The following is a 14973-nucleotide window of genomic DNA, read 5'->3' as shown; positions in this document are numbered from 1 at the left end:
GCCCGCGCCGCCGTGGTCGACCGACTTTCCCGCGTGTCGCTGTCCCGTGGGGCACGCTGCGTAAGTCATCCTAGGAACCTAGGGTCAGGAGGTACCGCCATGACGATCAACCCCGGCGCCGCCGAGTTCCCACACCGGCAGATCGCCGCCCAGCTGCGGGAACGCATCCGCCGCGGGGACTGGGCTCCCGGTGAGCGGCTCCCCTCGATCCCCGCCATGGCCGAGATGTTCGGCGTGGCCAAGCAGACCGTGCAACGCACCGTCGACCAGTTGCGGGTCGAGGGCATCCTGATCACCAAGCCGGGCTCCGGCACGTACGTGCGCGGCACCCGGCGCCGGCTCAACCGGCTCTCCCGCGGCCGCTACGGCGCCCACCGCGGCTACCACGCCGACCTGGCGGCCCGGTACCGCCAGCAGCTGGCCGGCGTCGGCCGTGAGGCCGCGCCGCCCGAGGTGGCGGACGCGTTCGGGGTCCGCGACGGCACGGAGATGCTGGTCCGGCGGCATCTCGTCCGCGCCGACGACGCCACCGTCGAGGTCGGCGCGTCCTGGTTCCGGGTGACCGACGCGACCGGGACCTCGCTGGAACGGGCCGAGGCGTTCGGCCGGCCGCTCTACCAGGAGGCCGAGGAGGCGATCGGGCGGCGCTACGCGTCGGCGACCGACACCATCAGCGCCCGGCAGCCCAGCCGCGAGGAAGCGGAGATCCTGCAGATCCGCCCGGACACCCCGGTGCTGCACCTGCTGCACGTGGCGTTCGACGAGACCCGCAAGCCGATCGAGGTGGCCCAGGCGACCTGGCCGGGGCCGATGACCACCCTGACCGAGGAATACCGCATCCCGGCGCCGGTCCCCGAGCCGGATCCGGACCCGGGCCTCACTCTCGCGTGACGTTGCGCCTGGCCGCCGCCGGACCGACACGGCTACCGGGCTCGGTCTCCAGCACGTTGCGCTCGAGCCGCAACAGGGTGTCCAGCGCCACCTGCTGCTCAGCCGGCGACATGTCCCCCACGGTGAGCTCCTCGAGCTGCGTCCACATGCACTCGACCTGCGTCCGCAGGGCCTGCCCGGCCGCGGTGACCTCGACCAGCGTGGCCCGCCGGTCACACGGGTCGGGCCGGCGGCGGACGAAGCCGGCCTGCTCCAGGCGGTGCACGACGCGGGTGGTGCCGGCCGAGTCCATGCCGAGCACGGCACCGAGCTCGGTCTGCCGCCGCGGGCCGGCGTCCCAGAGCACCATCAGCATCAGCTCCTGGCTGGCGTGCAGTCCCGCCTCGCGCAGCAGCCGGCCGGCGAGCTGCGAATGGATGCGGGCCAGCCGGAAGATGGTGTGGCTGATCGGCCCGCCCGCGGCGGCACTCGGGGCGCCCGATCGCTCATTCATGCAGTTCAGCGTAGACCGGCGGAGCTGTGTCCCTGATCACCTGACGGTCCGGCAATAAAGGCGCCGGCGCCGTGTTTACCTGTCCTGGACAGCAAATTAGCTGTCCAGGACAGGAGTTAGTCATGACCAGCGCATTCGACGGGGCCCCGCTCGGCCGGTACACGACGCGCAACCGGGTGGTGATGGCCCCGATGACCCGCAGCCGGGCGTACGGACCGGGCGCGACCCCCACCGAGCTCATGGCCACGTACTACGGCCAGCGCGCGGGCGCGGGCCTGATCATCACCGAGGGCACCCAGCCCTCGCCGGTCGGGCAGGGGTACCTGAACACCCCCGGCCTGCACACGCACGAGCAGGTGGCAGCGTGGCGGCCGATCACCGCGGCGGTGCACGAGCGCGGCGGCCTGATCTTCGCCCAGCTCATGCACACCGGCCGGATCGGGCACCCGGCCCTGCACGGCGCCACCCCGGTCGGCGCCTCCCCGGTCGCGGCGGCCGGTCAGGTCTACACCGCTGAGGGTCCGCTGGACTTCGTCGAGCCCGAGCCGCTGGACGCCGACGGCATCGCCGAGACGATCGCCGACTTCACCGCCTCGGCCCGCAACGCCATCGAGGCCGGCTTCGACGGGGTGGAGCTGCACGGCGCGAACGGCTACCTGCTGCACCAGTTCCTGTCCACCAACGCCAACCGGCGCGACGACGACTGGGGCGGCACCATCGAGGGCCGGATCCGGCTCACGGTCGAGGTGGCCCGGGCCGTTGCGGCAGCGATCGGCGCGGACCGGCTGGGGCTGCGCATCTCCCCCGCCAACCCGTTCAACGACATCGCCGAGGACGACCACCGCGAGACGTACCTGGCCCTCGTCGACGCGCTGGCGCCGCTGGGGCTGGCGTACCTGCACGTCGCGGAGGGGCCGGACACCGAATTCACGCCGGTGCTGCGGGCGCACTGGAAGGGGACGCTGATCCTCAACCCGTACACCCCGGGGGCGTGGACCGGGCCCGAGGCGCTCAAGCAGATCGAGAACGGCGACGCGGACCTGATCTCGTACGGGGCGTTGTTCCTGGCCAACCCGGACCTGCCGGAGCGGCTGGCGGCCGGCGGACCGTTCAACACTCCGGACTACGGCAAGGCGTACGGCGGCGACCACGAGGGCTACACCGACTACCCGGCGCTGAACGCCGCGTGACCGGTGCCGCCCGGCAGCCCCCTCCGGCTGCCGGGCGGCCCTCATGCCGCGGCGGCGACCACCGGGACCGGCTCGTCAGCGGCACCCCGCGGCCGGCGCAGATCGCGGCCGAGCAGCCCGAACGCGATGAGCAGCAGCAGCGGCCCGGTGACCCCGGCCGGACCCAGGGGCACGATGAGGAACATCGCCACCCCCGCGACCGCGAGCACCGCCACCCACCATCGGGTCAGCCGGTCGACCGCCGCCCCGATCGGCACCGCCATGAGGCCGAGCAGGCTCAGCACCATGCCCGGCAGCGCCCAGCCGAAGGTGAAGAACGACAGGCCACCGAGCGCGTCGGCCACCCGGTCGGCCGGACCTTCACCGAGCACCTGCCGCGCCGACAGGTCCGCGGTGTCACCCACCATGAGGGCGCTGAAGTTGAGCAGGGCCACCACGGTGATCCCGGCCGCGATCTGGGTGAAGCGCCGCCCGTGGGACGCCACGACCAGCATGGCCGGGACGAACAGCAACCAGCCCAGATGCAGCAGCAACGCGCTGACCTGCGTCTGCACGGGTTGGGCCACGTAGTCGCCGTCCGGGGCGGTCGCCAGGCCGGCGCCGAACACCACCGGCGCGGCGTACAGGCAGGCGAAGCTCGCGCGGCGGCGGAAGGCCCCGAAGGAGTCCGGCTCGGCGGCCGCCGGCCGCGGCCGCAGCAACTGCCGGGCCGCCGCCGCATACGCGCCGATCAGCACCACCGGACCGAGCAGGTTCACCGGTACGGGTGAGATGGCGAACGCGAAGTACAGCGCCGTACCCACCAGCGCGGCCGCCGCCGTCCACCAGTTGATCACCCGCGCCCGGGCAGCGGCGATCGGCACCAGCAGCAGGGACAACGCCCAGCCCGCCAGCCCGGGCCACTGCCAGCCGGCCACCGTCGGAAACTGCTCCTGGAACCGGGTGTCCACCGCGGCGACCTGCGCGTCCGGCAGGGTCTGCTCCAGCGCGAGCAGGAAGAAGTCGAACGCCATCAGCGCCGAGAAGGTGGCCAGGCCGAGCACCACCGCGACCCAGCCGATCCGGGCCAGCACCGCGCCCCGGCGCCGGATCGGGGCGAGCAGGCCCAGCAACCCGGGCACGAACAGCACCCAGGCCCAGTGCAGCAGCAGGGAATGCCACTGCGTCGCCGCGGGGTGCTGGCGGTAGACGCCGTAGCCCTGGTCGTTGCCGAGCGCCGGGTCGACGCCCGTGGCCACCGCCAGCAGGATCGGCGCCGTCACCAGACTGACGGCGGCAGCTTTACGCCACATCGTGATCTCCTTGTCCTCACCGTTGCCGGCTTGTCCTCACCGTTGTCGGCGGCAGACGTTACGAACGGCGGGGGCCGGCGTCGCCCGTATCGGGAGGGACCGCGCGTCCCCCGTGAGGTGGACGGCGTATCCGCCTCGAGGCGGTCTCCGGGACGGGGCTCAGCCCGTACGGTCAGGGGGTGTTCCGGACGCTCGCCGGGCGGCTGCGGCCGCTCGATCTCGCCCTGGCCGCGGCCTTCACGGTGTTCGCCCTCGTCGAGGAGTACGTCGTCCGGATGCCGGGCGCCTGGTGGCCGTACGCGCTGACCCTGTTCGCCGCTCTGGTCCTGCTGCGGCGGCTGGTGCCGGTGCTCGCCATGGCGGCCAGCAGTGTCAGCGCGAGCTCGGTGTTCTACGACGACTCGCCGGTCAGCTACCGGCTGTGGCAGCTGGTGGCGATGATCATCGCGGCGTACACGGCGGGTCAGATCTTCCCCGCTCCCGACGCGGACCGCCGGGCCCGGCTGCGCGCCGCGGCCGCCGGGCTCTTCGTCTTCCTGACCGGCGTCGTCTACTGGGAGAACGACCGCACGGACCCGATGGCCGCGTTCTTCTTCAGCCTGGCGCCCTACGCGCTCGGCGTCGCGGTCGCGTGGCAGAACCGGCGGGTGGCCGACACCGCCGCGGTCCGCGCGTCGATCCGCGAACAGCAGGCCCGCGAGGCGGTCATGGAGGAACGGGTCCGGATCGCCCGCGAGCTGCACGACATGGTGGCGCACAGCGTCACCGTCATGGTCATCCAGGCCGGGGTGGTGCGGCGCCGCCTCGACGCCGGGCTCGACGTCGACCCGCAACTGCTGCGGAGCATCGAGGTGTCCGGGCGCGAGGCGGTCGGCGAGCTGCGCCGCACCCTGGGACTGCTGCGCGGCGACGCCGCGGAGACGGCCCCGCCGGCCGGGCTGGACCGGCTCGACGAGCTGGTGGCCCAGGTACGCGAGGCGGGACTGGCGGTCGGCGTGCGTCGCGGGGGCGAGGCGGTGACGCTGCCGCCGGCGGTGGATCTGTCCGCGTACCGGATCGTGCAGGAGGCCCTCACCAACGTGCTCAAACACGCCGGCGCCGCGAGCGCGACGGTCACCGTCGACTTCCGGGCGGACGGGCTGCACCTGACAGTGGAGGACGACGGCAAAGCGGCGCACTCCCCGTCGGGCGGCGGCCAGGGCCTGATCGGGATGCGCGAGCGGGTGACCCTGTTCGGCGGCGAGCTGACGGCCGGGCCGCGCCCCGAGGGTGGCTTCTCGGTGCGGGCGCGGCTGCCGGTGCCGGTGCAGGTGAGCCGATGAGCATCACCGTGGTGATCGCGGACGACCAGCGGATGCTGCGGGCCGGGCTGCGCATGGTCATCGAGACCGAACCGGACCTGACCGTGGTGGGCGAGGCCAGCGACGGCACCGAGGCGGTGAGCGTGGTCCGGCGCCTGCGCCCGGACGTCGTGCTGATGGACATCGCGATGCCCCGCCAGGACGGGCTCAGCGCCACCCGGACCCTGCTGGCGGCGCCGCACCCGCCCCGGATCATCGTGCTGACCACCTTCGACACGGACGAGAACCTGTACCGGGCGCTGCAGGCGGGGGCGAGCGGCTTCCTGCTCAAGGTGTCCTCCCCGGAGCACCTGATCACCGCGATCCGGGTGGTGGCCGGCGGTGAGGCGCTGCTCGACCCGGCTGTCACGACCCGGGTGATCTCGGCGTTCGCGGGGCGTCCGGGGCCGGCGCCGGCACCCGAGCTGGACGAGCTGACCCCGCGCGAGGTGGACGTGCTGCGGCTGCTGGCCCGGGGGATGTCCAACGCGGAGATCTCGGCGGAGCTGGGGGTGGGCGAGGCCACGGTCAAGACCCATGTGGCGCGGGTGCTGATGAAGCTCGGTCTGCGGGACCGGGTGCAGGCGGTGGTCTACGCGTACGAGTCAGGTCTGGTCCGGGCCGGCGGCCGGCCTCGCTGAGGCCCGTTCTTGTTCCCTGCCGGGCGGGGCGGGTGCAGGATGGCGGAGTGGCGATGCTGCGCTCGGTCAACGTCGGTCTGCCCAAGGACGTGCTGTGGCAGGGACGGACGGTCCACACCGGGATCTGGAAACAGCCGGTCGGCGGCCCGGCCAGAGTGCGCCGGTTGAACATCGACGGCGACGGGCAGGGTGACCTCGGCGGGCACGGTGGCGAGAACCGGGCCGTTTTTGTGTACCAGCTGGAGTCGTACCGGTATTGGCAGCGGCTCCTCGGCCGCGACGACTTCGGCTACGGCCAGTTCGGCGAGAACCTGACCGTTGAGGGGCTGCCGGACGACCAGGTGTGCATCGGTGACCGCTACCGGATCGGGACGGCGCTGTTCGAGGTGACCCAGCCGCGGGTCACCTGCTACCGGGTCGGGATCCGGCTCGCCGACCCCCGGATGCCGGCGCTGCTCGTGCAGCATCACCGGCCGGGCTTCTACTTCCGGGTGCTGCGGGAGGGCGACATCCGGGCCGGCGACGAGATCATCAAGGTCACCGACGGCCCGGAACGAATGACCGTGGCCGAAGTGGACGGTCTGCTGTACCTGCCCGGCCACCCCGCCGACCGGATCGAGCGGGCACTGCGGATTCCCGCGCTGAGCCCCGGCTGGCAGGGCTCGTTCCGGGCGATGGTGAGCCGGCCCGCGGCGACGACCGGCAACGCCGGGCTCGTCGCTGTCGCGCCGCCGCCGGCCTGGGCCGGATTCCGCCCGCTGCGGGTGACGGCGGTCGAGCCGGAGAGCAGCACGATCGCTTCGGTACGGCTGGCGGACCCTGACGGGCAGCCGGTCCCGGCCCCGCTGCCCGGGCAGTTCCTGACCGTACGGCTGCGACCGGACGACGAGCAGCCGCCACTGATCCGCAGCTATTCGCTGTCCGGGCCACCGGACGGCAGCGATTACCGGATCAGCGTCAAGCAGGAGCCGCACGGTGTGGCCAGTGGCTACCTGCATGCGCGCGTCCACCCCGGTGATCTGATCGACGCGGCCGCGCCGCGGGGGACGTTCGTGCTGCGGCCGGCGTCGACCCCGGTGCTGCTGATCAGCGGCGGTGTGGGGGCGACACCGTTGCTGGCCATGTTGTACGCGCTCGCGGCGCAGCGGTCCGACCGGGAGGTGTGGTGGCTGCAGGCGGCGCGTGACGGCGGCGACCGGCCGTTCGCGACCGAGACGGCCGAGTTGCTGGCGCGTCTTCCCCATGCCCGCTCCCATGTCTTCTACAGCCGGCCCCGCGCCGCCCTGGACCAGGTGGGGCGCGACTACGACAGTGCGGGCCGGTTGTCGCTCGACGCCCTTCGTGCGCTGGGCGTGCCGGTGGACGCCGACGCCTACCTGTGTGGTCCGGCCGGGTTCCTCACCGATGTGACCGCGGCGCTGGTGGAGGTGGGGGTGGCGGCCGACCGGGTGAGCACGGAGATCTTCGGGGCGGGGCCGGGGATCACGCCCGGGATCAGCGCGGTGGCAACCCGGGCGCCGCATCCTCCGGCGGGCGAGCCGGGAGACGGACCGGCGGTGTCTTTTGCGCGCAGCGGGCTGACCGTGCCCTGGGCCGCGGGGCGGGACAGCCTGTTGGAACTCGCTGAGGCCTGTGATGTGCCGGTGCGGTGGTCGTGCCGGTCCGGGGTTTGCCACACCTGCGAGACGGGGCTGTTGTCGGGAGAGGTCGCCTACACCACCGAGCCGGTCGATCCGCCGGCCGACGGGGATGTGCTGATCTGCTCCGCACGTCCGCGCGGGGCCGTCGTGCTCGACCTCTAGGTGTACTGGCCCGTGAGGTTGGTCTGGCAGCCCAGCCACCGGAGTCCGTGCGCGGCTCGCGAAGAAGTCCTCCGGCGCGCCGGTAGGGAGGTCGGCGATGTCCGCGTGGCTCCGGACCTCGAACGCCGACCACGTCTCATGTCCGCGCGGCGGGGGCACGCCCGGTCCAGCTCGGTCGCCACCCGCAGCGCCTGACCGGTGATCCGGGCGGGGCCGCTCAAGGTCGCCGGAATTCTCCGTCAGCGCCTCGATGGCGTCCGGTGCCGCAACCGCCACTCCGAAAGCCGCAGGCCGGACGCGCTGACCCGCTCACGCAGGGAAGGCAGCTCCGCCCGCAGTTGGCCGAGCAGCTCCCCGGGCTGCGTCATACCGCCCAGCTCACCCCACCCAAGGGCAACGTCCCGCCGCCGGGCCACGTCCCGCCGCTGTGCGAAGCCGCCGCCGGGCGAAGCCGCCGGGCGAAGCCGCCGGGCGAAGCCGCCGGGCGAAGCCGCCGGGCGAAGCCGCCGGGCGAAGCCGCCGGGCGAAGCCGCGGGTCAACGCATCGGTGTGCGCAAGGTCGTCGAGACGACTGAGGAAGATGGCCAACACCGAGGAGACCCGGTCCGCGGTCGCCACGGAGACGGCAAGCTCTCGCGCCGCCGGGCAGCGGTCGCTCAGAGGCGGATGCCGAGCAGGGCGTCCACCGTCCGGGCCATCAGCGCCGGGGCCTGCGCGTCGTCGCCCGCGCCGGACACCGCCGCCTCGGACCAGGCGTCGACCAGGGCCAGGGCCGCCGGCGTGTCGAGGTCGTTGTGCAGGGCCTCGCGGACCGCCGCCAGCAGGCCCTCGCCCGATGGGCCGGCCTGGGCCGCCGCGGCCTCGCGCCAGCGGGCCAGGCGCTGCTGACCTGCCTTGAGGACGTCGTCGGTCCACTGGCGGTCGGTGCGGTAGTGCTCGGCGAGCAGGCCCACCCGGACCGCCATCGGGTCCACGCCGTCGGCGCGCAGGCGGGAGACGAAGACCAGGTTGCCCTTGGACTTCGACATCTTCTCGCCGTTCAGGCCGATCATGCCGGCGTGCACGTAGTGCCGGGCGAACGGTGCCGTGCCGGTGAGGCGCTCGGCGTGCGCGGCCGAGCATTCGTGGTGCGGGTAGAGCAGGTCGTTGCCGCCGCCCTGGACGTCGATCGTCTCGCCGAGCAGGCCGAGGGCGATGGTGGCGCACTCGATGTGCCAGCCGGGGCGGCCGGGGCCGAGGTCGCCGCCGTCCCAGGCGGGCTCGCCGTCGCGGGCGCCGCGCCACAGCAGCGGGTCGAGCGGGTCGCGCTTGCCGGGGCGCTCCGGGTCGCCGCCACGCTCGGCGGAGAGCGTCAGCATCTCCTCGCGGGACAGGTGGGACTCGTAGCCGAAGCGCGGGGCCGCCTCGATCGTGAAGTAGACGTCGCCGGTGCCGTCCTCCAGGCGGTAGGCCGCGCCGGAGTCGATGAGCTCGCGCACGTGCGCGGCGATCGCCGGGATGGACTCGACCGCGCCGACGTAGTGCGCCGGCGGGATCATCCGCAGCGCCTCCATGTCCTCGCGGAACAGAGCCGTCTCCCGCATCGCCAGGACCACCCAGTCCTCACCGTCGCGGGCGGCCCGCTCCAGCAGCGGGTCGTCGATGTCGGTGACGTTCTGCACGTAACGCACGTCGAGGCCGGCGTCGCGCCAGGCCCGCTGGACCAGGTCGAACGTGATCATCGTGGCCGCGTGACCGAGGTGGGTCGCGTCGTAGGGCGTGATGCCGCAGACGTACATCGTCGCGGCGTCGCCGGGGGTGGTGGGCTGCACCGACCGGCGGGCCGAGTCGTACAGCGCCGGCGGCGTCGCGGTCCCCGGCAGCTTCGGCACCTCGTGCCCGGTCCATGCGTCCATGGTCAGGAGCCTATCCAGCGCCACCGACAGAAATCCGCCCGGCGTGAGTAAAGCCTCAGACCGGCGGCCAGGGCACGGCCGGCCAGTCCTGCGGCGGCCGCGGGAAGCGGGCCGCGCGCAACAACCGGCGTACGCGCAGCCGCGCGTGCTGCACCTCGGTCAGCGTCAGGTGCTCCTCGAGGGACGCCCCCAGCGCGCCGTCGAGCCGCTCGCCCAGCTTGGTCAGCACCTCGACGGAGTCGGCCGGAATCGGCTTGCCCGTCCAGCCCCACAGCACCGTACGGAGTTTGTTCTCCACGTGGAAGCAGACGCCGTGGTCGACGCCGTGGATGCGGCCGTCCGGGGCGTACAGCACGTGGCCGCCCTTGCGGTCGGCGTTGTTGATCACCGCGTCCAGCACCGCGAGGCGGGACAGCCGCGGGTCGTCGGCGTGGGCCAGCGCGTACGCGTCGCCGTCCTCGTCGCGGGCCGAGGCGACCGCGAACCAGCCCGGCGGCACGTCGTACGCCGGCACGAAGCCGATCAGCGACTCGGCGTCCTCCGGCTCGTCGATCCAGAGCTGGCAGGCGCCGGGGCCGAGCGGTCCGTCACGCAGGATCGTCGGCGGCACCAGCCCCCAGCCGGTGGCCTGCGAGACCAGGAACGCCGACACCTCACGCCCGGCCAGCGTGCCGTCCGGGAAGTCCCAGAGCGGGCGCTCGCCCTGCACCGGCTTGTAGACGCAGCGGCGGGTCAGCCCGTCGAGGGTGATCTCGGCCCGCAGGGTCGTGTTGGAGGCGTCGACGAGCCGGCCCTCGAGCTCCATCTCGCCGCGGGCGAGCAGCTCGAGGGCGTCGTCCTCCGCGAGCACGCTGGCCGGCTCCGTCGTCACCGGTGATAGCCGTTGTGCCGGGGGCAGAGGTGACCGGCCGGGTCCAGCGGCTGGCCGCAGAGCGGGCACGGCGGGCGGCCGGCCGCGACCACGCGCCGGGCGCGGTCGATGAACGCGCGGGTCGCCTCGGGGGTCAGCCGGACGCGCAGCCGGTCGAGGTCGTCGTCGGGCTCGTCGTCCTCGTCGTCGGCGATCGGGTCGTCGTCGGTGTCCTCGTCGTCCTCGCCGAGCTCGACCTCCGCGTCGCCCTCACCGGCCTCGATCGCCTCGATGACGACCGTGGTGGTGTCGACGTCGAAGGCGAGGCCGAGCGTGCCGACGCGGAACTCCTCGTCGACGGGGGTGTCCAGCGGCTCGTTGTCGTTGATCGCGAGCACGGGGGCTTCGGGCAGGTCGACGCCGAACCGCCGGCTGGCCTCGGTGAGCAGCTCCTCCAGCTTTTCGGCGAGCAGCGACACCTGGACCTTCTCCAGCGCCACGCTGACCACCCGGCCGCCACCGCGGGCCTGGAGGAAGAATGTCCGGTCCCCCGGCTCGCCCACCGTCCCGGCGACGAACCGCTCGGGCGGCTCGAAGGCATGCACCTGGTGGGTCATGGGTTCGACCCTATCCGCCCGCGTGCGTGAACGCTCCGCCCACCGGCGGGGTTCGCCGAGGGCGCAACGCGTACGCACGCTGTGGTAACACGCCGGTTACCGGCCGTACTCATGCGCCGCCGCCCGCGCCACCGCCCACGGCCGCGTCGGACTCCGGGAGCGCGCCCTCGGCGGGTTTCGGCGGGATCAGCGCCGACAGGTCCGCGGTGTCGTTGAGCCGCACCAGGAACGGGCGGGTCGGGGTGTAGCGGATCACGCTCACCGAGGCCGGATCGGCCACCAGGCGCTGGAACTCGTCGAGGTGCAGGCCCATCGCGTCGGCCACGATGGCCTTGATCACATCGCCGTGGCTGCACGCCAGCCACAGCGCCTCCGGGCCGTGCGTGGCGGTCACCTGGGCGTCCCAGCGGCGGATGGTGGCGACCGCGCGGGCCGACATGGCCGCCATCGCCTCGCCGTTGGGGAACACGGCCGCGCTGGGGTGCTGCTGGACGACCGGCCAGAGCGGCTCGCCGGTGAGCTCCTTGAGCGGGCGGCCCTCCCAGTCGCCGTAGCCGCACTCGATCAGGCCCTCGTCGACCTCCGGCACGATGTCGGGCAGGGCCAGCTCCAGGGTCTGCCGGCAGCGGATCAGCGGGCTGGTCACCACGGCGGCGAGCGGCAGCTTGCGCAGCCGCTCACCGACCCGCTGGGCCTGGCCCCGGCCGGCCTCGTCGAGCTCGACCGGCAGCCGGCCGGCCAGCTCACCGGTGGCGTTGGCGGTGGTCCGCCCGTGGCGGAGCAGCAGGACGGTGGCCACGGCTACTCGGCCACGCCCGACGCCTCGTACGCCTCCGCGACGGTGCGCAGCGTGGCGATGCCGCTCTCCAGGTCGCCCACGTACGGGCTGATGGAGAGCGTGCCGACGCCGGCGGCGGCGTACTCCCGGATGCGTTCGGTGATCCGGGCCTTGGGGCCGATCATCGAGGTCCGGGTGATGAAGTCCTGCGGGATCGCGGCGGCCGCGTCCCGCGGCTTGCGGTCCAGGTAGAGGTCCTGGACCTCCTTGGCGGCGTCCGCGTAGCCCATCCGGACGGCGAGCTGGTTGTAGAAGTTCTGCTCGCGGCTGCCCATGCCACCGACGTACAGCGCGGCGTACGGCCGGATCTGGTCGGCTCCCGCGGCGATGTCGTCACCGACCACCACCGGCACGGTCGGCGCCACGTCGAAGCCGGTCAGCCCGGCCCCGCTCTTGGACCGGCCGCGCTCGACGTGCTGGAGATACTCCCCCGCGGCGTCGGGTGCGAAGAAGATGGCCAGCCAGCCGTCGGCGATCTCGCCCGCCAGCTCGAGATTCTTCGGGCCCACCGCGGCCAGGTAGATCGGGATCTGCTCGCGCGGCGGGTGGAAGCCCAGCCGCAGCGCCTTGCCCGGGCCGTCGGGCAGTGGCAGCGTGTAGTGCTCGCCGTCGTAGGCCACCGGCTTGCGGGCGATGGCCAGCTTGACGATGTCGACGTACTCGCGGGTGCGGCCCAGCGGCTTGCCGAAGCGCACGCCGTGCCAGCCCTCGGAGACCTGCGGGCCGGAGACGCCCAGGCCCAGGCGGAACCGGCCGCCGGAGAGGGTGTCGATGGTCGCGGCGGTCATCGCGGTCATCGCCGGGCTGCGCGCCGGGATCTGCATGACGGCCGCACCGACGTCGATCGACTGCGTCTGGCCGGCGATCCAGGCCAGCATGGTGGGCGAGTCCGAGCCGTACGCCTCCGCCGCCCAGACCACCGAGTAGCCGAGCCGGTCGGCCTCCTGGGCCATGGCGAGATGATCGGCGGGCGTGGTCCACGAGGTCTGGTATCCGAGGCTGAGTCCGAGCCGCACGGGTCCTCCCGTTTCTTCCGCGAGAGCACCGATGCTCCGCGCTACGAAGCCTAGGCGAACACGCTCAGTGATCTTCGCGGTGTTCGGTCGTCAACCCGACGGATCGCGGCCCTATTGAGCTGCCACGAGCGTTTCGCGGCCGGGCCCGGCTGAATAAGGTTCACCCATGCAACAGCGACCGCTCGGCCGAAGCGGGCTGGCGGTCTCCCGGCTGGCCCTCGGCACCATGACGTGGGGCCGGGACACCGACCCCGACGACGCGGCCGACCAGCTGAAGCTCTATCTGGAGGCGGGCGGCACGCTGATCGACACCGCCGACGTGTACGGCGACGGCGACGCCGAGACGGTCATCGGCTCCCTGATCGACCACCTGGTGCCCCGCGACGAGGTGCTGATCGCCACCAAGGCCGGCCTCGGCGAGTACGGCTTCCGCCGCCGCGACAGCTCCCGCGGCCACCTGCTGCGCAGCCTGGACCAGTCGCTGCGCCGGCTCGGCACCGACTACGTGGACCTGTGGCAGGTGCATGGCTACGACCCGCAGACACCGCTGGAGGAGACCCTGTCGGCGCTGGACCACGCGGTCAACAGCGGCCGGGTCCGCTACGTGGGCGTGTCCAACTTCGCCGGCTGGCAGACCGCGCGGGCCGCCGCCTGGCAGCAGGCGTTCCCGACCCGGGCCCCGATCGTCGCCACCCAGGTGGAATATTCGCTGCTGGAACGCGGCGTCGAACGCGAGGTGCTGCCGGCCGCCGCGGCGCTGGGCATCGGCGTGCTGCCGTGGTCGCCGCTGGGCCGCGGGGTGCTGACGGGCAAGTACCGCAACGGCCGGCCGCTGGACTCGCGGGCCGCCACCGAGCACCTGGCGCCGTTCGTGCAGACGTACCTGGAGCCCCGCAGCTCGAGCATCGTCGAGGCGGTGGTGATCGCGGCCGGCGGCCTGGGCGTGTCGCCGCTGGAGGTGGCGCTGGCGTGGATCCGGGACCGGCCGGGAGTGGTCGCGCCGATCCTGGGCGCGCGTACGGCCGGGCAGTTGCAGGGCGCGCTGCAGAGCGAGGAGCTGGTGTTGCCCGGCGAGATCGCCGACGCGCTCGACGACGTGTCGGCGGTGCCGGTCGGCTACCCCGAGAGAGAGGGCCTGACCGGCCCGGGGACTGGTGACATGCCGGGCGCCGGGGCATATTAGGACGCATGGACTACGAGTACGCGCCGCTCCGGTTGCCATCGAATGTCGATCGCTTGACCGCCGCGGCGCAGCTGGCGATCCAGGCGGAATTCTCGGGGTGGGAGCTGGCCCGCGTCCAGCTCTTCCGGGACGGAACCCGGCAGGTGATGCTCCGCCGCAAGGTCCAGAGCAACCTGCAACCCGGCCTGATCACTTAGCCGAAGTCAAAAACAGCCGCCCGCCTCATGGAGGCGGGCGGCTGTCGGCCTGTCACAACTCAGTGGTTGTGGCCGGCGTGTTCGTCTTCCTCGTCCTCGGTGAAGGGGTGTTCGTCGAGGCGGCCGACGAGCAGGTCGTCGGGGGCCGGGGCGAACGGTCCGGCGCCGTCCTCGTCCTCGAAGGCCTCGAGGTCGAGGGGCTCCGTGACCTCGCTCACCGTGAGCAGGCCGTCGAGCGGCTCCAGCTCCGGCACGTCGAGCGAGGACAGCGAGCCGTCGCCGGCCTGGAGCAGCTCCAGGACCGCTTCGCCGACCGATTCGACCTCGCCGGCCTCCTCGTCCGCCGGCACCAGGTTGCGGCGGGCCGCGTCGGCGACCCGCAGCAGCGCCGAGACGCTGGGCACCCGGTAGTCGCGGCGCTGGCGCACCGAGATCACCCGCGGGTGCGGGTCGGAGCCGCTGCCGTCGAGGCCGGCGACCGTACCGAAGCGCTGGTCGGCCTCGTCCGGGTCGATCGACTCGACGTCCCACGGTGTGACCTCGCCGAACGCCTCGAGCAGCTGCTCGTCGTACGCGAAGGACGTGTTGTTGAGGTTGACGTACGCCTGCCACACATCGTCGTCATCCACCCGCCCCTGGGCGGCCTTGACTGCCGCCAGGTGGGCTTTCGCGGCCTCGACGACGCGCTCGAGAGCGGCGTCCAGATCCGCGTGCTGGTCGGTCATGGT

The 14973-nt window shown here is 73.2% G+C and carries 15 protein-coding genes; 7 read left to right on the top strand and 8 right to left on the bottom strand.

Translation table 11 applies throughout. The features are described from left to right. Positions 1 to 99: 99 nt before the first annotated feature. Complete coding sequence (locus ACZ6S4_RS17000; RefSeq protein WP_360543965.1) at positions 100 to 891, top strand: GntR family transcriptional regulator; 792 nt, start codon at positions 100 to 102, stop codon at positions 889 to 891. On the opposite strand, the gene ACZ6S4_RS16995 is transcribed toward ACZ6S4_RS17000, so the two are convergent. Further along, positions 878 to 1384, bottom strand: a complete 507-nt coding sequence (locus ACZ6S4_RS16995) for a MarR family winged helix-turn-helix transcriptional regulator (protein WP_465475842.1) — start codon at positions 1382 to 1384, stop codon at positions 878 to 880. The two genes, ACZ6S4_RS17000 and ACZ6S4_RS16995, sit on opposite strands and share 14 nt — an antisense overlap. A 122-nt stretch (positions 1385 to 1506) precedes the next feature. Here ACZ6S4_RS16995 and ACZ6S4_RS16990 point away from each other — a divergent pair, with 122 nt between their 5' ends. Continuing rightward, positions 1507 to 2574, top strand: coding sequence for an alkene reductase (locus ACZ6S4_RS16990; RefSeq protein ID WP_465475841.1), 1068 nt, complete (start codon positions 1507 to 1509; stop codon positions 2572 to 2574). A 41-nt stretch (positions 2575 to 2615) separates the two neighbouring features. Here the strand turns inward: ACZ6S4_RS16990 and ACZ6S4_RS16985 are convergent, their stop codons facing one another. Continuing rightward, positions 2616 to 3866 carry a hypothetical protein gene (locus ACZ6S4_RS16985; RefSeq protein WP_465475840.1) on the bottom strand — a complete coding sequence of 417 codons (1251 nt, stop codon included), beginning with the start codon at positions 3864 to 3866 and terminating at the stop codon, positions 2616 to 2618. A 179-nt stretch (positions 3867 to 4045) separates the two neighbouring features. On the opposite strand from ACZ6S4_RS16985, the gene ACZ6S4_RS16980 reads away from it, so the two are divergent. From ACZ6S4_RS16980 to ACZ6S4_RS16970, 3 genes are read left to right on the top strand one after another with little or no spacing between them, the layout of a single operon-like run. After that, complete coding sequence (locus ACZ6S4_RS16980; protein ID WP_465475839.1) at positions 4046 to 5188, top strand: sensor histidine kinase; 1143 nt, start codon at positions 4046 to 4048, stop codon at positions 5186 to 5188. Continuing rightward, positions 5185 to 5847 (top strand): response regulator, encoded by a 663-nt coding sequence (locus ACZ6S4_RS16975; protein ID WP_465475838.1) that lies wholly within the window; start codon positions 5185 to 5187, stop codon positions 5845 to 5847. Before ACZ6S4_RS16980 ends, ACZ6S4_RS16975 begins: the two co-directional genes overlap by 4 nt. Positions 5848 to 5900: 53 nt before the next feature. After that, positions 5901 to 7649, top strand: coding sequence for an MOSC domain-containing protein (locus ACZ6S4_RS16970; protein ID WP_465476085.1), 1749 nt, complete (start codon positions 5901 to 5903; stop codon positions 7647 to 7649). A 656-nt stretch (positions 7650 to 8305) separates the two neighbouring features. Here ACZ6S4_RS16970 and mshC read toward each other — a convergent pair. From mshC to ACZ6S4_RS16945, 5 genes are all read right to left on the bottom strand, one after another. Further along, positions 8306 to 9544, bottom strand: coding sequence for a cysteine--1-D-myo-inosityl 2-amino-2-deoxy-alpha-D-glucopyranoside ligase (gene mshC, locus ACZ6S4_RS16965; RefSeq protein ID WP_465475837.1), 1239 nt, complete (start codon positions 9542 to 9544; stop codon positions 8306 to 8308). Positions 9545 to 9599: 55 nt separating this feature from the next. After that, a complete protein-coding gene (locus ACZ6S4_RS16960; protein ID WP_465475836.1) occupies positions 9600 to 10415 on the bottom strand; it encodes an SCO1664 family protein in 816 nt (271 codons plus the stop codon). Further along, complete coding sequence (locus tag ACZ6S4_RS16955) at positions 10412 to 11011, bottom strand: DUF3090 domain-containing protein (protein ID WP_465475835.1); 600 nt, start codon at positions 11009 to 11011, stop codon at positions 10412 to 10414. The genes ACZ6S4_RS16960 and ACZ6S4_RS16955 overlap by 4 nt, the downstream gene beginning before the upstream one ends. 109 nt (positions 11012 to 11120) lie before the next feature. Further along, positions 11121 to 11810: a histidine phosphatase family protein gene (locus ACZ6S4_RS16950; protein ID WP_465475834.1), complete on the bottom strand. Its 690-nt coding sequence runs from the start codon at positions 11808 to 11810 to the stop codon at positions 11121 to 11123. 2 nt (positions 11811 to 11812) lie between these two features. Further along, on the bottom strand, positions 11813 to 12865 hold the full coding sequence (locus ACZ6S4_RS16945; RefSeq protein ID WP_465475833.1) for an LLM class F420-dependent oxidoreductase: 1053 nt from the start codon (positions 12863 to 12865) through the stop codon (positions 11813 to 11815). 166 nt (positions 12866 to 13031) lie between these two features. Here ACZ6S4_RS16945 and ACZ6S4_RS16940 point away from each other — a divergent pair, with 166 nt between their 5' ends. Together ACZ6S4_RS16940 and ACZ6S4_RS16935 are read left to right on the top strand one after the other, a co-directional pair. Continuing rightward, on the top strand, positions 13032 to 14048 hold the full coding sequence (locus tag ACZ6S4_RS16940) for an aldo/keto reductase (RefSeq protein ID WP_212994108.1): 1017 nt from the start codon (positions 13032 to 13034) through the stop codon (positions 14046 to 14048). Positions 14049 to 14053: 5 nt separating this feature from the next. Then, entirely contained in the window at positions 14054 to 14245 is a 192-nt protein-coding gene (locus ACZ6S4_RS16935; RefSeq protein ID WP_203771494.1) for a DUF5703 family protein, read from the top strand. Between the two features lie 59 nt (positions 14246 to 14304). Here ACZ6S4_RS16935 and ACZ6S4_RS16930 read toward each other — a convergent pair whose 3' ends face one another. Next, positions 14305 to 14970: a hypothetical protein gene (locus tag ACZ6S4_RS16930; protein ID WP_465475832.1), complete on the bottom strand. Its 666-nt coding sequence runs from the start codon at positions 14968 to 14970 to the stop codon at positions 14305 to 14307. Positions 14971 to 14973: the final 3 nt, after the last annotated feature.

This window comes from Actinoplanes sp. NPDC051405, assembly GCF_055586185.1.
The sequence above is the reverse complement of the archived record's forward strand: the minus strand, read 5'-3'. Positions and strand labels throughout refer to the sequence as shown.